13 protein-coding genes are annotated in these 20,356 nt (G+C 63.1%); 7 read left to right on the plus strand and 6 right to left on the minus strand.

Going from position 1 to position 20,356, the window contains the following annotated elements:
- Window positions 1-107: 107 nt before the first annotated feature.
- The 7 genes from fdnG to glgB all read left to right on the plus strand — a co-directional run bounded on the left by fdnG (window position 108) and on the right by glgB (window position 13,839).
- Window positions 108-3,182: a formate dehydrogenase-N subunit alpha gene (gene fdnG / locus MST27_RS07085; RefSeq protein ID WP_243605396.1), complete on the plus strand. Its 3,075-nt coding sequence runs from the start codon at window positions 108-110 to the stop codon at window positions 3,180-3,182.
- Window positions 3,182-4,117 carry a formate dehydrogenase subunit beta gene (gene fdxH, locus MST27_RS07090; RefSeq protein WP_243605299.1) on the plus strand — a complete coding sequence of 312 codons (936 nt, stop codon included), beginning with the start codon at window positions 3,182-3,184 and terminating at the stop codon, window positions 4,115-4,117. Before fdnG ends, fdxH begins: the two co-directional genes overlap by 1 nt.
- Window positions 4,114-4,800 (plus strand): formate dehydrogenase subunit gamma, encoded by a 687-nt coding sequence (locus MST27_RS07095; RefSeq protein WP_243605300.1) that lies wholly within the window; start codon window positions 4,114-4,116, stop codon window positions 4,798-4,800. Before fdxH ends, MST27_RS07095 begins: the two co-directional genes overlap by 4 nt.
- Window positions 4,797-5,738: a formate dehydrogenase accessory protein FdhE gene (gene fdhE / locus MST27_RS07100; protein ID WP_243605301.1), complete on the plus strand. Its 942-nt coding sequence runs from the start codon at window positions 4,797-4,799 to the stop codon at window positions 5,736-5,738. The genes MST27_RS07095 and fdhE overlap by 4 nt, the downstream gene beginning before the upstream one ends.
- A gap of 408 nt (window positions 5,739-6,146) precedes the next feature.
- On the plus strand, window positions 6,147-8,159 hold the full coding sequence (locus MST27_RS07105) for an alpha-1,4-glucan--maltose-1-phosphate maltosyltransferase (RefSeq protein ID WP_243605302.1): 2,013 nt from the start codon (window positions 6,147-6,149) through the stop codon (window positions 8,157-8,159).
- A gap of 143 nt (window positions 8,160-8,302) precedes the next feature.
- Complete coding sequence (gene treS / locus MST27_RS07110) at window positions 8,303-11,626, plus strand: maltose alpha-D-glucosyltransferase (RefSeq protein WP_243605303.1); 3,324 nt, start codon at window positions 8,303-8,305, stop codon at window positions 11,624-11,626.
- Complete coding sequence (gene glgB / locus MST27_RS07115; protein ID WP_243605304.1) at window positions 11,623-13,839, plus strand: 1,4-alpha-glucan branching protein GlgB; 2,217 nt, start codon at window positions 11,623-11,625, stop codon at window positions 13,837-13,839. The genes treS and glgB overlap by 4 nt, the downstream gene beginning before the upstream one ends.
- Window positions 13,840-13,903: 64 nt before the next feature.
- Here glgB and MST27_RS07120 read toward each other — a convergent pair whose 3' ends face one another.
- The 6 genes from MST27_RS07120 to MST27_RS07145 form a co-directional block, all read right to left on the minus strand.
- Window positions 13,904-14,914: a lysylphosphatidylglycerol synthase domain-containing protein gene (locus tag MST27_RS07120; RefSeq protein WP_243605305.1), complete on the minus strand. Its 1,011-nt coding sequence runs from the start codon at window positions 14,912-14,914 to the stop codon at window positions 13,904-13,906.
- The gene (gene clsB, locus MST27_RS07125; protein ID WP_243605306.1) at window positions 14,911-16,146 is read right to left on the minus strand and encodes a cardiolipin synthase ClsB; all 1,236 of its coding nucleotides are present in this window, start codon (window positions 16,144-16,146) and stop codon (window positions 14,911-14,913) included. The genes MST27_RS07120 and clsB overlap by 4 nt, the downstream gene beginning before the upstream one ends.
- Window positions 16,143-16,946: an endonuclease/exonuclease/phosphatase family protein gene (locus MST27_RS07130; protein ID WP_243605307.1), complete on the minus strand. Its 804-nt coding sequence runs from the start codon at window positions 16,944-16,946 to the stop codon at window positions 16,143-16,145. Before MST27_RS07130 ends, clsB begins: the two co-directional genes overlap by 4 nt.
- Entirely contained in the window at window positions 16,943-17,860 is a 918-nt protein-coding gene (locus tag MST27_RS07135) for a DUF72 domain-containing protein (RefSeq protein ID WP_243605308.1), read from the minus strand. The genes MST27_RS07130 and MST27_RS07135 overlap by 4 nt, the downstream gene beginning before the upstream one ends.
- Before the next feature lie 16 nt (window positions 17,861-17,876).
- Window positions 17,877-19,142: a zinc-dependent alcohol dehydrogenase gene (locus tag MST27_RS07140; RefSeq protein WP_243605309.1), complete on the minus strand. Its 1,266-nt coding sequence runs from the start codon at window positions 19,140-19,142 to the stop codon at window positions 17,877-17,879.
- A gap of 270 nt (window positions 19,143-19,412) precedes the next feature.
- Complete coding sequence (locus MST27_RS07145; RefSeq protein WP_243605310.1) at window positions 19,413-20,333, minus strand: LysR family transcriptional regulator; 921 nt, start codon at window positions 20,331-20,333, stop codon at window positions 19,413-19,415.
- Window positions 20,334-20,356: the final 23 nt, after the last annotated feature.

Genomic DNA, 20,356 nt, shown 5'->3' on the forward strand with positions numbered 1-20,356 from the left:
AGCCGACATGCGCCTGCCTCATCACGCTGGAGGAACCATCCTAGAGCGGGTGGAGTCGATTGTTGCGATGAGGCAGACATAATAAGTAGCAGGAGATACCGATGACCGTGCGAGTATCCCGGCGACAGTTCCTGAAGTTCGGTGCAGCCGGAATTGGCGCATCGAGCATGGCAATGATGGGATTTGCGCCTGATGAAGCCGTTGCGTCGATACGTCACTTCAAACTGACCGGCGCCAAAATAACCCGCAACATCTGCACCTATTGTTCAGTGGGCTGCGGCATGCTGCTTTACGCGCGTGGAGACGGCTCGGCCAACGTGGTCGACGAGATCTACCACGTCGAAGGCGACCCGGATCACCCGGTCAGTCGCGGTTCGCTCTGCCCTCGAGGCGCGGGCGTGCTGGATTTCATCAAGAGCGAATCGCGGGTCAAGTACCCGGAAGTTCGCGAGCCCTACACCAACGAGTGGAAGCGGATCAGCTGGGACGAGGCGTACAGCCGCATCGCCCGGCATATGAAGGACGACCGCGACAGGAATTTCGAGACGCATGACGAGCAGGGCAGGCTGGTCAACCGCTGGATGACGACCTCGATGGTAGCCGCCTCGGCCTGCACCAACGAGACGGCTTATCTGACGCAGAAAATCACCCGCGCACTCGGCATCCTCAAGCTGGACAACCAGGCTCGCGTTTGACACGGACCAACGGTGGCAGGTCTTGCCCCAACATTTGGTCGCGGTGCCATGACGAACCACTGGACCGACATTGCCAACGCCAATGTCATCCTGTCCATGGGCGGCAATTCCGCTGAAGCACACCCGGTCGGTTTCCGCTGGGTCATCAAGGCCAAGGAGCGCAGCAATGCGATCCTGATCTCCATCGACCCCCGGTTCAACCGAACCACGGCGGTGGCGGATTATCACGCCTGGATCCGTACCGGCACGGACATCGCGTTCCTGGGCGGCTTCATCAATTACCTGATCGAGACCGACCGCTACGCGCACGAGTACGTGCGCGAGTACACCGATGCCAGCCTGATCGTGGCGGAGGGGTTCGGGTTCGAGGAGGGGCTGTTCACCGGTTACGACCCGGAAAACACCAGCTACAACCGCGAAACCTGGAATTTCGAGCTGGATGAAAACGGCTTTGCGCGTCGTGATCCATCGCTCGAACACCCGCGCTGTGTCTTGCAGCTGATGCGCAAGCACTACAGCCGCTACACGGTGGAACAGGTCGAGACCATCTGCGGCATGCCGAAAGAGACGGTCCTGCAGATATGGGACCTGATGGCGCAGACCTCGGCGCCCGACAAGACCATGACGATCCTCTACGCGCTGGGGTGGACGCAACACACCATCGGCTCGCAGATCATTCGTTGCGGCGCCATGGTGCAGCTGCTGCTGGGCAACATGGGGATGCCAGGCGGCGGCGTGAACGCCCTGCGTGGCCACTCCAATATCCAGGGCCTGACCGATATCGGCCTGCTGTCGAATCTGCTGCCGGGCTACATGAACCTGCCGTCGGTGACGCTTCAAAGCTACGACGAGTACATGAAGACCCGCGTCAAGCAGCCGCTGCTCGAAGGCGAGGTGTCCTACTGGAAGTTCTACGAGCGGTTCTTCGTCAGCCTGATGAAGGACTGGTACGGCGACGTCGCCACGCAAGAGAACAACTGGTGTTACGACTGGCTGCCCAAGCTGTCCGAGCCGATCTACGACGTGCTGTACGCCATCAACGACATGACGCTGGGCAAGATGACCGGTGCGTTCTGTCAGGGCTTCAACATCCTGGCGGCCTTCCCGAACAAGGCGAAGGTCATGGATGGTCTGTCCAAGCTCAAGTACCTGGTCATCATGGACCCGCTGACGGTGGAAACCGGAGAGTTCTGGAAGAACTTCGGTGAATACCACGACGTGGATCCCTCGCAGATCGCTACCGAGGTGTTCCGCCTGCCGACGACCTGTTTCGCCGAGGATGACGGTTCCATCACCAACAGCTCGCGCTGGCTGCAATGGCACGAGAAAGCCGCACCCGGACCGGGCGAGTCGATGACCGACACCGAGATTCTCGGGGAAGTCTTCCTGCGGCTGAAGCACATGTACCAGGAGGAGGGCGGCGCGTTCCCGGACCCGATCCTGAACCTCAGCTGGAACTACAAGGATCCCGAGTTCCCCAAAGCTTCCGAACTGGCCATGGAGTACAACGGCCGCGCCCTGGCGGACATCACCGACGATGCCGGCAATGTTATCCGGCGCAAGGGTGAGCAGCTGAAGGACTTCAGCGAGCTGCGCGCGGATGGGTCGACCGCCTGCGGTTGCTGGATCTATTCCGGCGCGTGGCCGCAGGAAGGCAACATGATGGCGCGGCGCGACAACGCCGACCCCTACAACACGGGCAACACGCTCGGCTGGGCCTGGGCCTGGCCGATGAATCGCCGCCTGCTGTACAACCGTGCCTCGGCACGGCCGGACGGGACACCCTGGGCACCGAACAAGGCGTTCATCTGGTGGAACGGCGAGCGCTGGGTCGGTGCGGATGTACCGGACTTCCCCGTCACGTCGCCACCGGAACAGGGTGTCGGGCCCTTCATCGTCACGCAAACGGGCGGAGGGCACTTCTTCGCCTGCGAGTGGCTTAATGAAGGGCCCTTCCCGGAGCACTACGAGCCGATGGAGAGCCCGATCGACCGTAATCCGATGAGCCCGAACAATCCCCTGGCGATGCACAACCCCGTCGCCCGGGTATTCGAGCAGGATCGCGATTCGTTCGGCAGCAACAAGGACTTTCCATACGCCGCCACGACGTACCGCCTGACCGAGCACTTCCACTACTGGACGACGCACGTGCGGCTCAATGCCATCGCTCAGCCCGAGAAGTTCATCGAAATGAGCGAAGTACTGGCCAACGAGCTGGGTATCGCGGCGGGCGAACGGGTGCGAGTGACTTCCAAGCGTGGGTATATCACTGCCGTCGCGGTGGTAACCAAACGGCTGGTTCCGTTGCAGATCGACGGCCGGACCGTGCATCAGATCGGTATTCCGATCCACTGGGGTTTCAAGGGCGTCGCGAAGAAGGCGCACCTGACCAATACCCTGACGCCCTTCGTGGGTGACGGGAATACCCAGACACCCGAGTTCAAGTCGTTCCTGGTGAACGTGGAAAAAATCGGAGGATCCGTCTGATGCGTGGCGACCAGATCAATCTGCAGAACATCATCGCCCGCTCGGCTGAGACCACGCCGTCGCCGCAGGTGCGGCACGGCGGCGTCGACAAGGTGACCAAACTGATCGACGTCTCCGTGTGCATTGGCTGCAAGGCCTGCCAGGTGGCGTGCTCGGAGTGGAACGACCTGCGTGACGAAGTCGGCGAGTGCGATGGCACCTATAACAACCCGCAGGACCTGACCCCGGAGTCCTTCGAGGTCATGCGCTTTTCCGAGTACGAGGACGAGCAGGGCAATCTCGAATGGCTGATCCGCAAGGACAACTGCATGCATTGCGCCGAGCCGGGCTGCCTCAAGGCCTGCCCGTCCCCCGGCGCCATCGTGCAGTACGCCAACGGCATCGTGGATTTCAACTCCGAACACTGCATCGGCTGCGGCTACTGCGTGGCGGGCTGCCCCTTCGACATCCCGCGGATCTCGAAAAAGGACAACAAGGCCTACAAGTGCACGCTGTGTTCGGATCGTGTCTACCACGGCCTCGAGCCGGCCTGCGTCAAGAGCTGCCCGACCTCGGCGATCATGTTCGGGACCAAGGACGACATGCTCGACTACGGCGCCCATCGGGTTGAACACCTCAAGGGCAGGGGGTACGAAAATGCCGGGATCTACGATCCGCCCGGCGTTGGTGGGACCCACGTCGTGTATGTCCTGCAGCATGCCGACAAGCCGGAAATCTACAGCGGCCTGCCAAAGGATCCGCACATCAGCCCGACCGTCGAGCTGTGGAAAGGCGTCACCAAACCGATCATGTCCGTGGCGCTGGGGATGTCGGTGCTGGCGGGCTTCTTCCACTACGTCATGAAGGGGCCGAAGGAAGAGCCGGAGGATGATCCCGATCCCGAGCTCGCCGCGGCGGACCGCGACCTCGATCGTCGCGGGGAGGAGAGGTTATGAGCCATTCCAATGTGAAGCACGGCATCCTGCGGTATGGTTGGTGGACGCGCGTCAACCACTGGTTGATCGCCTTCAGCTTTGTACTGCTGACGCTGAGCGGCCTGGCCTTGTTCTACCCGGCGTTCTTCGGCCTGACCGCGCTGTTCGGCGGGCCGGAGCCGACGCGGATCGTGCACCCCTACATCGGGGTGTTCATGTCGCTGTTCTTCGTCATCCAGGCCGTGCGCTTCTTTGGTGACAACCTGATCCGCCGGCATGACATCCAGTGGGCGAAGCAAATCCGGGACGTGCTGAGCAATCGCGACGAGCGTCTGCCCCCGGTTGGCAAGAACAACTTCGGGCAGAAGATCGTGTATTGGATATTTCTAGCCACGGTTCCCGTGCTGCTGGTCACCGGCGTGGTGCTCTGGCGGCCCTGGATCGCCAACGACATGCCAATCTGGGCGCTTCGCTGGGCCGTGACCATCCATGCCTATGCGGCGTTCATCGCCATCATCACCCTTGTTATTCACGTCTATTCGGCGATCTGGGTGAAAGGGTCGGTACGCGCCATGACGCAAGGGCGCGTCAGTCATGCCTGGGCCAGGCATCACCACGGCCTCTGGTATGAAGACATCATGCGCAACAGGAAAAACGACGATCAGGCGGCCTCGCCAACCAGTGAAGTGCAGGACCGCCGATGAAAGGAGCTGCAGTGAGTCATGCCTTTGGAAGTGCGCCATCCGGGATCATGGAAGCACCCTACGTGGTGTTGCCCGACGCCAAGCTGTTCAGCAAGCGCGCAGCCCGGCTGCGCGAGCTGGTTGAGCAGGTGCCACCGCTCGACGAGTTCCTCGCATTCATGGCACGCGTGGTACAGGCGCAGCATCAGGTCCTGACGGAGCGAGAGCCTGCCTGGCAACCGGCGCCGAACGCCTTCGATCGGGCGCTCGAACATGGTATGCCGCCGTTGGGGTTCGTGGCGTTACGCCGCGATATCCACTGGCAGGACGACCTGCGCGCCATGCTTGATGCCATCGAGTTGCATGTCGGGCAACGCCAGCGCCCCTTTATCGATCGCCTGCGCAAGATGGATGGCGAAGCGCTCGACCGGCTCGCCGATGAGGTGCTCGAGGCATCACCGGGGGATGAGGTGACACGTCCCTTGCTGCCCCTGGTAGCCGCAGCGTTGCAGGTGAGCTGGGCTCGGCTGGCCATGGGATTACCACGTCCGCCGGAGCGCCCGACCGGCGATGCTCGCTCGCTTTGCCCGACCTGCGGGTCGGCACCGGTCGCGAGCGTGGTTCACAACGAGCGGCATCGCAGTGGCGTGCGCTATCTGCATTGTTCGCTCTGCGCGACGGAGTGGCACCTGGAACGGGTCAAATGCAGCAGCTGCGACAGCGGCGGCAAACTGCTCTATGTGGAGCTCAAGGACGAGCAGGGCAAAGCCGTGTTGCCTGTTCAGGCCGAAACCTGCGACGGCTGCCACAGCTATCTGAAGCTCATGCAGCGCGAGATTCATGGGCGCGCTGACCCGATCGCCGATGATCTGGCCAGCCTGGCGCTCGACATGCTGCTGGCCGAGCAGGGCGAGTACGCACGCAGCGGTTACAACCCGTTGCTGATACCCGGCGATTGACGGCAGGCCGGGCCGCGCCCGGCAGTTCCGGCGTCCATCCGGGGCGCCGGCATGATTGTTCACGCATAGGGTCCAGCCCCTCATACAAGGGCATGCAGGCAGCCCTTGCGCCTGTGATGGTGGCTAAACCCCTCGGCACCCGCATTCGCTCCCGGGTAGCCCCGTTCACCATGCATATGCCCGCCGTACAACAGCCTCTTCACGGCAACAGGCGCAACGCGCGCTGTGGCAAGGGATAGCGGTCGCCTGAGCTGAACTTTTGACGCGTCTCTTGGTTCGGAAGAACAGAGCCCGAGAAAGCCCGTCGTTACGGGTTTTCCCACTGGTGAACCGCTGACTCTATGCCGCTTGCGTTTGCAAGTGGCTGGTTTGCCGTTTCGCACCGATCACGCGTCAGGAGCCCGTTCGATGAGCGATGCACAGCCCACTGCACCCATCCACCCCCGACTGGAACAAGCATTGCGGATACCGCGTATCGCCATTGAGGCCATTCAGCCGACGCTCGAAGGCGGGCGGTTTGCGGCCAAGGCGATCATCGGCCACGAAGTAACGGTGACCGGCAAGCTATTCGCCGATGGGCATGACCAGCTCGCCGCCAGCATTTGCTGGCGCGTAAGGGGTGAGTCGAGCTGGCGGCGCTCGCGGTTGAAATTGCTGGGCAACGACAGCTGGGAAGGCTTCTTCACGCCGACCCAGGTCGCGATGCACGAGTTCATGGTCGAAGCCTGGTGGGACGTATACGAAACCTACCGCTACGAGCTATCCAAGAAGCACGCAGCCGGCGTGCCGGTGCAGTTGGAACTGCAGGAGGGCCGCATCCTCCTGGAACAGGCCAGCAGCCGGGCACAGGGCGAAACCCGCGCGGTCCTCGACGATCTGTTGCATCGCCTGGATACGGCCCACCTGGACGACGAGCGCGTCTCGGTGATGCTGGCCAGCGAGACCGCAGCGGCGATGGCCGATGCCGATCCGCGTGAGCATTGCAGCCAGAGCGCGATCTTTCCGCTCGATGTCGAGCGACCGCTCGCCCAGTTCGCCAGCTGGTATGAACTCTTTCCCCGTTCGGAAACCGATAATCCCAACCGGCACGGCACCTTCCGTGACGTTCATAAAAGGTTGCCGTCGATCCGTGACATGGGCTTCGACGTGCTGTACTTCCCGCCCATTCACCCCATCGGCCGCACGCACCGCAAGGGCCGCAACAATAGCCTCGAGGCCGGACCGAGCGACCCGGGCAGCCCTTACGCGATCGGTAGCGAGGCCGGTGGCCACGATGCGATCCATCCTGAGCTGGGCACCCTGGACGACTTTCGCGACCTGGTCGCGGCCGCCCGTGAGCATGGGCTGGAGATCGCGCTTGACTTCGCCATCCAGTGTTCGCAGGACCACCCCTGGCTGAACGAGCATCCGGGCTGGTTCTCCTGGAGACCGGACGGGACCATCAAGTACGCCGAGAACCCACCGAAGAAATACCAGGACATCGTCAACGTCGATTTCTACGCCGAAGATGCGATGCCCGACCTCTGGATCGCGCTGCGCGACGTGGTGTGGCATTGGGTCGAGCAGGGCGTGAAGATCTTCCGCGTCGACAACCCGCACACCAAGCCGCTGCCGTTCTGGGAGTGGTTGATCGCTGATATCCGCGAGCGCGACCCGGACGTGATGTTCCTCTCCGAAGCCTTCACCCGGCCCGCGATGATGGCTCGGCTCGGCAAGGTCGGCTTCAACCAGAGCTACACCTACTTCACCTGGCGCAACAACAAGGCCGAGCTGAGCGAGTACTTCACCGAGCTCAACCAGCACCCGCTGCGCGACTGCTACCGGCCGAACTTCTTCGTCAACACGCCGGACATCAACCCGTTCTTCCTGCACGACTCGGGCCGGGCCGGTTTCCTCATCCGGGCGGCGCTGGCCACCATGGGGTCGGGCCTGTGGGGCATGTACTCGGGCTTCGAACTCTGCGAATCCGCACCGATTCCGGGCAAGGAGGAATACCTCAACTCGGAGAAGTACGAGATCCGTCCGCGCGACTACCACGCGCCCGGCAACATCATCGCCGAGATTGCCCAACTGAACCGGATCCGCCGGCAGAACCCCGCGCTGCAGACTCACCTCGGGTTCCAGGCTTACACGGCCTACAACGACAACATCTTCTATTTCGGCAAGCGCACGCCGGATCGGAAGAACTTCATTCTCGTCGCCGTCAGCCTCGATCCCTTCAACGCGCAGGAGGCTCACTTCGAACTGCCGCTGTGGGAGCTCGGTTTGCCGGACCACGCCGAAACCCGTGGCGAAGACCTCATGAACGGGCACCGCTGGACCTGGTACGGCAAAACCCAATGGATGCGCATCGAGCCCTGGCACCTGCCGTTCGGCATCTGGCGGATCTCGTCCGATGCGATGGATCCAGACTTGAAGTGAAGTGTTAAGAGTCGGAGCAAAACAGCGCTAAATCAGTAGTTTGCGAGGCGTACTTAAACGTGTTTATAGCCCGCTAAGTGGCTGACTGCTTCGCTTCCGCACAAGACATGTGCGGAGGCGAGGCGGAATAGGGGAACGAGACCATGGCGAGACCACGTAAACCGGCGGCGTTCATCAAAGATCCGCTCTGGTACAAGGATGCGGTGGTCTATCAGGTCCACCTCAAATCCTTCTTCGATTCGAACAACGACGGCGTGGGCGATTTCCAGGGGCTGATCGATAAGCTCGACTACATCGCCGACCTCGGCGTGAACACCATCTGGCTCCTGCCGTTCTATCCCTCGCCGCGCCGCGACGACGGGTACGACATTGCCGAGTACCGTGGGGTGCACCCGGATTACGGCACCATGGCCGACGCCAAGCGTTTCATCGCCGAAGCGCACAAGCGCGGCCTGCGGGTCATCACCGAGCTGGTCATCAACCACACCTCGGATCAGCACCCCTGGTTCCAACGTGCACGCAAGGCCAAGAAGGGCTCGGCCGCGCGCAATTTCTACGTCTGGTCGGATACGGACGACAAATACCAGGGTACGCGGATCATCTTCCTCGACACCGAGAAGTCGAACTGGACCTGGGACCCGGTTGCCAAGCAGTACTTCTGGCACCGCTTCTATTCGCACCAGCCGGACCTGAACTTCGATAACCCGCAGGTCATGAAGGCCGTGCTCAGCGTCATGCGTTACTGGCTGGACCTGGGCATCGACGGGCTGCGCCTGGACGCCATCCCGTATCTCGTCGAGCGCGACGGCACCAATAACGAGAACCTGCCCGAGACCCACGTGGTGCTCAAGCAGATCCGCGCCGAGATCGACGCCAACTACCCGGACCGCATGCTGCTGGCCGAAGCCAACCAATGGCCGGAAGACACTCAGCTGTATTTCGGCGGCGAGGACGGTGGACTCGGCGATGAATGCCATATGGCGTTCCATTTCCCGCTCATGCCGCGCATGTACATGGCACTCGCGCAGGAAGACCGCTTCCCGATCACCGACATCCTCCGGCAGACACCGGACATCCCGTCTAACTGCCAGTGGGCGATCTTCCTGCGCAACCACGACGAACTGACGCTGGAGATGGTGACCGACCGCGAGCGCGACTACCTCTGGAACTACTACGCCAGCGACAAGCGCGCACGCATCAACCTGGGCATCCGCAGGCGCCTGGCGCCGCTGCTCGAACGCGACCGCAGGCGCATCGAGCTGCTCAACAGCCTGCTGCTCTCGATGCCGGGCACGCCAGTGATCTACTACGGCGACGAGATCGGCATGGGCGACAACATCTTCCTTGGCGACCGCGACGGCGTGCGCACGCCCATGCAGTGGTCGCTGGACCGCAACGGCGGATTCTCCCGCGCCGACCCGCCGAGCCTGGTCCTGCCGCCGATCATGGACCCGCTCTACGGTTACCAGGCGATCAACGTCGAGGCGCAACAGCGCGACCCGCATTCATTGCTCAACTGGACACGCCGCCTGCTGTCGATCCGCAAGCAGTTCAAGGCGTTCGGCCGCGGCACGCTGAAGATGCTCGCACCCAGCAACCGCCGGATCCTGGCGTACCTGCGCGAATTCACGGCGCCGAGCGGCGAAACAGAGGTGATTTTCTGCGTCGCCAACGTGTCGCGCTCGGCCCAGGCGGCTGAGCTCGAGCTGTCGCACTACGCCGGGATGGTGCCGGTGGAAATGGTCGGCGGCAGTGCCTTCCCCCCGATTGGCCAGCTGCCGTACCTGCTGACCCTGCCTCCCTATGGCTTTTATTGGTTCCAGCTGGCCACGACTCACCAGATGCCCAGCTGGCACCAGGAACCGGTGGAAACCATGCCTGACTTCCAGACCCTGGTCCTCAAGCGCCTGGATGCGCTCAACGCCGCGAACAAGCGCATCCTGGAAACGGAATCGCTGCCGGCCTATCTACCCAAGCGCCGCTGGTTCGCCAGCAAGGATGCGCCCATCGATTCGGTCAGGATCTGCTACAGCGTGCCCTTCGGCGATCCGCAGCGCCCGGTGCTGCTCAGCGAGATCTCCGTCGAATCCGGTGGGCGGACCGACCTTTATCAATTGCCACTGGGGTTCCTCGACGAGGACGACTTCGATACCGCCTTGCCTCAGCAATTGGCGATGGCCCGCGTGCGGCGCGGTCCTCAGGTTGGCCTGCTCACCGATGCCTTTGCCCTCAAGCAGTTCGTCCTTGGCGTCATTCAGGCCTTGCGCGAAGAACGTGTCCTGCCTTGTGGTGACGGAGAGATTCGCTTCCAGCCCATGCCGCAACTCGCCGACATCGACCTCGCCGAGGACGCCGAGGTGCGCTATCTCACGGCCGAACAGTCCAACAGTTCGGCGATCATCGACAGCAGCATGATGATCAAGGTGCTGCGCCGGGTGTCGGCAGGCATGCACCCCGAGCTGGAGATGGGCAGTTTCCTCACGGAACAGGGTTTCACCCATATCTCCGCGATGCTCGGGCAGGTCAGCCGCTTCGACAAGAATGGCGAGCAGCATGCCCTGATGGTGGTGCAGCGCTTCCTCGATAACCAGGGCGATGCCTGGGAGTGGACGTTGAACACGCTGGACCGCGCCGTGCGCGACCAGATCGCCGGTGGCGTGTCGCTGCACGAAAACCAGTTCAGCGCACTCGAAGAGCTGGAAGCCTTCAACCGTCTGCTGGGCCAGCGGCTCGGCGAAATGCACATGACGCTCGCGGTCGAGACCGACAACCCGGCCTTCGCCAGCGAACCGACGAAGGCGGCCGATGCGAAGGAGTGGACCCAGTCTATTTCCGGTCAGGTCGAGCGCGCGCTGGATTTGCTGCAAGATCGCCGAGGCGACCTCGACCGCAAGGCGCTGGCCCAGGTCGATCAGCTGCTTGGCCAGCGCAAGGCCTTGCTCGCCGAGGTCAAGCGCCTGGCCGACAAGACCCTGGGCGGGCTGCGCACGCGGGTCCATGGTGACCTGCACCTGGGGCAGATTCTGGTCGCGCAGGGTGATGCCTATTTCATCGATTTCGAAGGCGAGCCGGCACGCTCGCTGGAAGAGCGCCGCGCCAAGCTGAGCCCCTTCAAGGATGTCGCCGGCGTGCTGCGTTCCTTCGAATACGCCACCGCCATGGCGCTGCGCAACGCGCAGATCAGCGACAGTTCCGAAACGGCGGATCAGGCGCGACGCAACATATCCGCTACCTATCAACAAAGCGCACGCCGTGTGTTCCTCGAAGCGTATCGCGAGGCGACAGTCGAGCTGCCGCACGCCTGGAAGGATTCCGCCGGAGCCGAGGCTGCTCTGGCGTTGTTCAGCCTGGAGAAGACGGCGTATGAAGTGGCCTACGAGGCAGAGAACCGCCCGGCCTGGCTGTCGGTCCCATTGCAGGGGCTGGCCGAGCTGGCACAACAGATTTCCGATGGAGGTTCCCAATGAGTGATCGACCGGTCGTAACCATGCCCGGAGAAAACCTGCTGCCCAGCGATGCCGACGTCGATGCGCTGGTACGCGCCGAACATGGCAACCCATTCTCCATTCTCGGGCCGCACCCGGACGGCGAGGGCATGATGATCCGGGCCTATCTGCCGAATGCGCTGGGTGTCGAGGTGCTTGACCGCACCGGCGCGCGCGTTCTGGCAGCGATGGAGCAGGGCCAGGTTCCCGGGTTCTTCTTCACCCGTCTGACCAACCAGCAGCCTTACCTGCTGAGGGTTCGCTGGGCCGGTGGTGAGCAGGTGACGGAGGACCCCTACAGCTTCGGCCCACAGCTCGGCGAGATGGATATGTACCTGTTCTCCGAGGGCAACCATCGGCAGATCGGACGCGTGTTCGGTGCTCAGCCGATGGAGATCGACGGTGTACAGGGCGTGCGCTTCGCGGTCTGGGCGCCAAACGCAAAGCGCGTGTCCGTCGTCGGGGATTTCAACGGCTGGGATGGCCGTCGGCACCCGATGCGGCTCCGTTTTCCATCTGGGGTGTGGGAGATCTTCATCCCGCGCCTGCAACCGGGTGACCGCTACAAGTACGAAATCCTCGGGCCGCACGGCATCCTGCCGTTGAAGGCCGACCCCATCGCCCTGGCAACCGAGTTGCCGCCGGGCACCGCTTCGGTGATTGCCAGCCCGCTCGACTACGAGTGGAAGGATGAGGCCTGGCTGCAACAGCGCAAGGCTCGCCAGTCGCTGAATGCGCCAATGACCATCTATGAACTGCACGCCGGCTCCTGGCGGCGCGACGGGGGGGATGACGGGCGCCTGTACAACTGGCATGAACTGGCCGAGCGACTGATCCCCTACGTGGTGGACATGGGCTTCACCCATATCGAGCTGATGCCGATCATGGAGCACCCCTTCGGGGGTTCGTGGGGTTATCAGCTGCTTTCGCAGTTCGCCCCGAGCGCGCGCTACGGCAATGCGCATGATTTCGCCGAGTTCGTCGATGCCTGCCACAACGCGGGTATTGGTGTGATCCTCGACTGGGTGCCAGCGCACTTTCCGACCGATGCCCACGGCCTGGGCGAGTTCGACGGCACCGCGCTGTACGAGTACGCCCACCCGTTCGAGGGCTTCCACCAGGATTGGGACACCTACATCTACAACCTGGGGCGCACCGAGGTGCACGGCTTCATGCTGGCCTCGGCATTGCACTGGCTGCGTGAATTCCACGTCGATGCACTGCGCGTCGACGCGGTGGCCTCCATGCTTTATCGCGACTATTCGCGCAAGGAAGGGGAGTGGATCCCGAACCGCCATGGCGGTCGGGAAAACCTCGAGGCGATCGACTTTCTCCGCCACCTGAACGACGTGGTGGCGACCGAGACCCCTGGTGCGTTGGTCATCGCCGAAGAGTCCACCGCCTTTCCCGGCGTCAGCAAGCCGACCAACGAGGGCGGCCTGGGCTTCGCCTACAAGTGGAACATGGGCTGGATGCATGACACCCTGAAGTACATCCAGGAAGATCCGATCAACCGGCAGTATCACCACGACAAGATGACCTTTGGCATGGTCTACGCCTATTCCGAGCATTTCGTGCTGCCGATCTCCCACGACGAGGTGGTACACGGCAAAGGATCGCTGATCGACAAGATGCCTGGTGACCGCTGGCAGAAGTTTGCCAACCTGCGCGCCTACCTCACCTTCATGTGGACGCACCCCGGTAAGAAACTCTTGTTCATGGGCTCGGAGTTTGGCCAATGGCGAGAGTGGAGTCATGACCGCGAGCTCGATTGGCACCTGCTCGACGAAGCGGATCACCGTGGCACCCAGAACCTGGTGCGCGACCTGAACCGCCTCTACAGTCAGGAACCGGCGCTCTACGAGCTGGACAGCGACCCGGCCGGCTTCCAGTGGCTGATCGGTGATGATCGCGTCAATAGTGTCTTCGCCTGGTTGCGCAAGAGCTCGACCGGACATCCCGTGCTGGTGGTGGGCAATTTCACGCCGGTGGTGCGCGAGGGGTATCGGATCGGCGTGCCGGTCGACAGCCGCTGGCTGGAGATCTTCAACAGTGACGCCGAATGCTATGGCGGGTCCAACGTCGGCAATGGCGGGAGCCTCGCGGCCGAAGCCGTGGAGTCGCACGGCGAGCAGGTATCGCTGTCGCTCACCTTGCCGCCGCTGGGCGTGATCATCCTCCGACCGCAGGTGTGAGAGTGGCGTAGAAAAGCCGGGCCTTCGAGGGCCCGGCTTTTTCATGCCTGGAGCACGACTGGCGCTACGCCGTGCGCCTCGGCTGCGGTTCTTCATCAGATTGAGCCTGATTGCCGCTGCGAAGTTTTTTTGCACGCGCCTCGAGGATCACATAGACGAGCGTGGCGAACATCAGCGGGATCAGGAAGTACACCACCCGATAACCGATCAGCCCACCGACGATGGCCCCCTGGCTCATCTGGTCGACCAGCATCGCGGCGAACACCGCCTCGATAACACCCAGGCCCGCCGGAATATGCGCCAGCACGCCCGCCATGCTGCTGATCATCAGGATGCCGAGCACCTGGGGGTAGGGCGCCTTCTGCGAGAGCATGAAGTAGACGACCAGCGCCATCAGCGACCAGTTGGCAGCACCGAGCAGCATCTGGAACACCGCTAGGCGGAGCGAAGGCAGATGAATCTCGTGCTGGCGGATGGTCCAGTGGCGTCGCTTGGATATCCCGCAGGCCAGGAGGTAGACGGCGGCAGCCAGCAACAGACCGAACCCCAGGGCGCGCAGCGCCGTCTGGCCGATCTCCCAGTCGGCCGGCGGGCTGATCCAGCCCATCGCGAAGATCAAGCCCGCAAGCCAGAGATAGCCGAGCCAGTTGGTCAGAATGCTCAGGGTGAACACGCTGGTGATCTGCGACGCTCCCAGGCCGAGGCGCGAATAGAGCCGATAGCGCAGCGCGATGCCGCCTACCCAGGCGCTGAGGTTGAGGTTGAAGGCGTAACAGACGAAGGTCACCGGGATGATCTGCCGCACCGGCAGGTCATGGCGCGCGTATCGCTTGCCGAGGACGTCATAACAGCAATACACCGCATAGCTCGTCAGGGTAGCGGCACCGGCCAGCAGCAGGGTGCCGGCGCTGTAGTTGCGCAGCGTGGTCGCGACCTCGCTCCAGTCGACGTTACGGGCCAGGCCGACCAGCAACCCCACCACAAGGATGAAGAAGGCATAGGTCAGCAACTTCTTGATCACGGGCCAGGCGCGCTTCCAGCGACTGGTTGGTGGGTCGTGGCGGGCCTCGGTCATTGATGGTCTCGCTGCAGCGGCGCCGGCGTGGGTTCGACCGGCTCCGGGTCCAGCAGCTCCAGCCTGGGTCGATGGGCGGGGAACAGCCCAACCAGCTGCGGGAAGTGGCGCAGGAAGTGGAAGATGATGAAGATCAGCGGGGCTCGCCACCAGTAGCCGCGGACGATCCGCTCGAGGGGTATTCGCCGGCAGTCCTCATGCAGTAGCCGATCCAGCTTTTCGTGTAGCAGCCGATTGAAGCTGTGGTCGCGAATGATGAGGTTCGCCTCCAGGTTTAGCGACAGGCTCAGCGGGTCGAGGTTGCTCGAACCCACCGTGGACCATTCGTAGTCGACCAGCGCCACCTTGCCATGCAGCGGGCGACGGCAATATTCGTGGATCTCCACGCCATCGCTCATCAGGTAGTTGTAGAGCATGCGGGCGCCGAACTTGGCGATCGGCATGTCCGGCTGTCCCTGCAGGATCAGGCGCACCCGCACACCGCGCCGCGCGGCATTGCGAATCTCGCGCAGCACACGGTAGCCGGGGAAGAAGTAGGCATTGGCGATCAACAGCCGCGAACGGGCGTCGCGAATGGCCTGCAGGTAGTGCTCTTCGATGTCGTTGCGATGGCTGTCGTTGTCGCGGGTGACGAAGAGAGCGCGGGCCTCGCCGCGGCTGGCGCCGGCGTAACCATTGCTGTGGCTGCGATCTCGGCGGTGCCACCAGCGACGCGGTGTCTGTCCCTGGGCCAGCGCGGCGAGCGCGAAACGGTGGACATCATGCACCACCGGCCCTTCGATCTGCATCGCGTAGTCCTGCTTGGCGGCAGGGCCGAAGTCGCCCAGGTGGTCCGCCGAAAAATTGATGCCGCCGATGAACGCCAGTTCGCCATCGACGACGACGATCTTGCGGTGCATGCGGCGAAACACGTTGACGCGTTTGCCGAGCAGGCGCTTGCCGGGGTCGAACACGTGGATGCGCACGCCAGCGCGCGTCATGGCCGCGGCGAATTCACCGTCCAGGTCCGCCGAGCCGTAGCCATCGACCGTCACATCGATGCTTACGCCGCGCTGCGCGGCTTCGATCAGAACGCTCTGCAGCTCCGAGCCGACCTTGTCCTTGAAGAAGATGAAGGTTTCCAGCAGGACTTCGCTTTTCGCGTTCGCAATGGCCTCGAACACGGCAGGGAAGAATTCCTCTCCGTTTTCCAGCAACTGAAGACGATTCCCGTCTCTCCAGTGAAAGTTCATAGGTGTATCTCCACCGCCAAGGGCAGATGATCGGACAAGTGCGTCCAGGGTTTGTTACCAAGAATCCTGGCTTTGTGGCTGGTGGCGTTGCGTACGTAGATGCGGTCGAGGCGCAACATGGGCCAGCGCGCCGGAAAGGTCTTGGCCACCTTGCCGTGTGACACCGCGAACACCTCGTGCATTCCGGCGCAACGGTCGAGCACATCGGCGCCCTTCAGCCGCCAGTCGTTGAAGTCCCCGGCGACCACCACCGGAGCATCCTGTGGCAGTGAATCGAGCAGGTCGCACAGCAGGCGCAACTGTTGCTGACGATGCGATTCCCGCAGGCCCAGGTGCACGCAGATCGCATGGAATTCATCGTGCCCCGGAACCTGCAGCACGCTGTGCAGCAGGCCGCGGCGCTCCGGGCCGGCGATCGAGATGTCGAGGTTCTCATACCGCGTGATGGGGTATTTCGACAGCAGGGCGTTGCCGTGGTCGCCGTCCGGGTACACCGCGTTGCGGCCGTAGGCGAAGTCGGTCCAGATGCTGTCGGCGAGAAACTCGTATTGCGACATCTTCGGCCAGTCATGAAAGCGCATCGCATGCTTCTCGTGCGTGCCCAGCACTTCCTGCAGGAACACCACGTCGGCCGACACGGCACGAACGGCCTCGCGCAGCTCCGGCAGGATGAAGCGTCGATTGAGGGCGGTGAAGCCTTTGTGTGTGTTGACGGTCAGCACGCGAACCGCGTTGACCGCTGTGGACATGTGGGCGTCGAGGTCGCTGCTGTCGAGCGGATGGTTCTTGTCCAGATTCAAGCCGGTACTCCTTCCAATTGGCCCGGGGTGGTCTGCAAGCCGTCTTCCAGCCCAAGACGGCGCAGCAGTTGCCGCGCGTCGTAGGGCGCGCGAACCTTCACGTCGTTATCGAAATAGCAGTACACGTCACGGTGCTTTCGTGCCGGAGGTTTGCGAGTGCTGATCAGGTGTGCATCATCGGGTTGGTCACCCTCGCTCCAGAGCCTGATGCGCCGGCACCACGCATCCAGCGCCTGGTCGGTGTAGCCACTGGTGTACAGCTCCTCGGCGCCGTGCAGGCGGATATAGACGAAGTCGCTGCACAGGTCCTCGCGGTACGGCCACTTGCCAGCCGTATCGGCAACGACCAGAGCCACGTCGTAGCGACGCAGCAGCTCGATGAAGTGCGGATCGACGAAGCTCTCGTTACGGATCTCCACCGCGTGGCGCAGCTTCCGCTTGCGGTCGATCTGCAGGTAGCTGCGGCCTTCCATACGGGCTTCGCAGCCCTTGGCCATTTCCAGAGCCGCCTCGGTGTCGTGTGGGAGCAGGGCAAGAAAGGCCTCGAAGCGCTCGGCATCGAACTTGAACGAGGGTGGAAACTGCCAGAGCATCGGACCGAGCTTGTCCTTGAGCGCCAGCACACCCGATGCGAGGAAGTTGGCGATGGGTTTCTCCACGTCTCGCAAGCGCAGGATGTGGGTGATGTAGCGGGGCGCCTTGACGCTGAAAACGAAGCCGTCCGGCGTTTCGTCATACCAGGCGGCGTAGAGTTCCGGCCGCTGCAGCGAGTAGAACGAGCCGTTGATCTCGATGCTGTTCACGGCCCGCGAGGCGAACTTCAACTCGTGCTTCTGCACCAGTCCCTTGGGGTAGAAGTCGCCTCGCCAGGGTGCGTAGCGCCAGCCGGAAATGCCGATATGGATGGCTGCCATCGCGTGCTCCTGCGGCCTATTTCGGGTTTTGCATGGTGGTCGGATCGCTGGCCGGGAAGGTGTCGGCGACCGCCTTGTCGACCACCGCCTGGGCTTCGGCCGCCTGGCTCGACCCGCTGCGCTGGGGTTGCAGCTCCACCTTGATCCACCCGCGCTCGCGGCGGTCGAAGGCCTCGAAGGCGGCAATCGCATCGGGCATCGGCTCGACCTGCGTGAGGATCGTCTCCGGTGCGATGCGCTTGGCCTGAACCATCTCGATCAGGCGCGGGATGTATTTGCGGTGGTGGCAGTTGCCCATGTTGATGGTGATGTTGCGGTTCATCGCCATGCCGATGGGGAAGGTAGTGGCATCCGGCGGGTAGACGCCGATGATCGACAGCGTGCCGGCCTTGGCGAGGCTCTGTACGCCCCATTCCAACGCCTGCGAAGGGGCATCGCCCGGGCGCCATTGACCGTTCTGCCGGGTTTCCGCGCCCTCGGCCGGCTTGCCCGAGCAGCAACCGTGCTCGGCGTCCACGCCCACAGCATCGATGACGCGATCGACGCCGATGCCGCCGGTGAGTCGCTTGATGGTTTCGACCGGGTCTTCACGATTGAAATCGATGACCTCCGCGCCCTGGCGCCGGGCCATCTTGAGGCGATCCTCGAACTGATCGATGGCAAATACGCGTCCGGCACCCAGCAGCTTGGCGCTGGCGATGGCGAATTGGCCAACCGGTCCGCAGCCGAATACCGCGACCGTGTCGCCGGGTTCTATCTCGGCCATCTCGGCGCCGAAGTAACCTGTCGGGAAAATGTCCGAGAGCAGAATCGCCTGATCGTCGGTGATCTCCGCCGGCAGCTTGACCAGGCCGATATTGGCGAAGGGGATCCGCGCCTTTTCCGCCTGCAATCCATGGAAGGGCCCGGTCGCGGCAGGGCCGCCGAAAAACGAGGTGCCCGCTTCCTTGCCATTGGGATTGGCCACATCGCACTGGGCGAAATAGCCGGCACGGCAATAGGAGCAGTTGCCGCAGGCGATGGTGGAGGGCACCACGACACGGTCACCGATCTCCAGGTTGCGCACATCGTCACCCAGCGCCTCGACGATGCCTACCGCTTCATGGCCAAGGATGGTGCCGGGCTTCATGCCACTGAAGGTGCCGCGGACGAAGTGAAGGTCCGTTCCGCAGATGGCTGACGCGGTGATCCGTACGATGGCGTCAGTGGGTTCCTGAATGCGTGGTTCGTCGACGTCTTCCAGGCGGATGTCGCCGACACCGTGATAAACAACAGCTTTCATGGCTACTCCGTATCGGGGGCCGCGCAAGCGCATGCTGGCTTGCCGGCGGATTGGGTCTTGGCCTCCTTCGTGGCGACCGACCAGGCGGCACGGTCGCACGCTACGAAGCGCCGCTATCGGGCGCTCCAGCCGCATTCCTGATGAGCGGCTTGCTCTGTTCTTCGGACTGACCACGGCTTGCACGGTTCATCTTTTTTTCCGCGAACAGGGCCGGGCGCCCCGCGGCGAGGCGATCCAGGCATCTCAGGCGAAGCCGATACGTCGGCGGTTTCAACCGCGAGGATTGTCCCAGGGCAGCTCGCCGGAAAAGGCCTCGACCAGATACTCGATCATGGCGCGGACCTTCGCTGGCGGGCGCCGATCAGGCGGGTAGACGGCGTACACGCCACCGAGCCTCATCGGTTCGACGTCGAGGGGCAGGGTGACCAGCGCGCCACGAGCCAGCGACGCAGAGACAATGAAGTGCGGCTGGTAGATAAGACCCATGCCACCCGCGGCGGCCGCTACCAGCGCGGCGCCATTGTTGGCGATCAGGTTGCCGCTGATCGGGACGCGGATTTCCCCGGCGCGTCCGAAGGCCCATTCCCGCGGGCCCATGCTGGACAGGCTGTAACCCATGCAGTTGTGCTCGGCAAGATCGCTCGTGCGCCGCGGTGTGCCCCGTTCGGCCAGATAGGCAGGCGAAGCGCAGAGCAGCATCGGGCAATCGGCAACTAGGCGACGCGCTTGCAGCGGGCTGTCGTCGAGCCGGCCGATGCGCACCGCCAGGTCCCAGTTCCCGTCGATCAGATCGACCTGGCTGTCGGTGAAACCGAGCTCGATGCTCACTTCCGGGTGCCGTCGGCTGAAGGCCGGAAGCAACGGGGCGATATAGCGCGTGCCGAAGGACAGCGGCACGTTCATCCTCAACAACCCCTTCGCCTCGACCCGCTGGGAAGCCACGCTCGCCTCAGCCTCGTCGATTTCCGGCAGGATGCGCTGGCACGCCTCCAGATAATCGGCGCCGGCGGCGGTGAGGGTGAGACGACGCGTGCTGCGGTGGAACAGTTTGACGCCCAGCCGGCTCTCGAGCGCGTCGACGTGTTTGGTGGCCATGGCCGGGGACATGTCCAGGTGCCGCGCCGCTGCTGAAAGGCTGCCGGCACTGGCAGCCCGTACGAACACACGCATGCCGGTGACGCGGTCGAGCATGGGATTTCCTACTGTGAGTGAGA

Source organism: Stutzerimonas marianensis, assembly GCF_022810315.1.
Taxonomy (GTDB): Bacteria; Pseudomonadota; Gammaproteobacteria; order Pseudomonadales; family Pseudomonadaceae; genus Stutzerimonas; species Stutzerimonas marianensis.

Coding starts and splice junctions, on each gene's coding strand:
- fdxH (WP_243605299.1), top strand. CDS start 3,182: ATGCGTGGCGACCAGATCAATCTGCAGAACATCATCGCCCGCTCGGCT.
- MST27_RS07095 (WP_243605300.1), top strand. CDS start 4,114: ATGAGCCATTCCAATGTGAAGCACGGCATCCTGCGGTATGGTTGGTGG.
- fdhE (WP_243605301.1), top strand. CDS start 4,797: ATGAAAGGAGCTGCAGTGAGTCATGCCTTTGGAAGTGCGCCATCCGGG.
- MST27_RS07105 (WP_243605302.1), top strand. CDS start 6,147: ATGAGCGATGCACAGCCCACTGCACCCATCCACCCCCGACTGGAACAA.
- treS (WP_243605303.1), top strand. CDS start 8,303: ATGGCGAGACCACGTAAACCGGCGGCGTTCATCAAAGATCCGCTCTGG.
- glgB (WP_243605304.1), top strand. CDS start 11,623: ATGAGTGATCGACCGGTCGTAACCATGCCCGGAGAAAACCTGCTGCCC.
- MST27_RS07120 (WP_243605305.1), bottom strand. CDS start 14,914: ATGACCGAGGCCCGCCACGACCCACCAACCAGTCGCTGGAAGCGCGCC.
- clsB (WP_243605306.1), bottom strand. CDS start 16,146: ATGAACTTTCACTGGAGAGACGGGAATCGTCTTCAGTTGCTGGAAAAC.
- MST27_RS07135 (WP_243605308.1), bottom strand. CDS start 17,860: ATGGCAGCCATCCATATCGGCATTTCCGGCTGGCGCTACGCACCCTGG.
- MST27_RS07140 (WP_243605309.1), bottom strand. CDS start 19,142: ATGAAAGCTGTTGTTTATCACGGTGTCGGCGACATCCGCCTGGAAGAC.
- MST27_RS07145 (WP_243605310.1), bottom strand. CDS start 20,333: ATGCTCGACCGCGTCACCGGCATGCGTGTGTTCGTACGGGCTGCCAGT.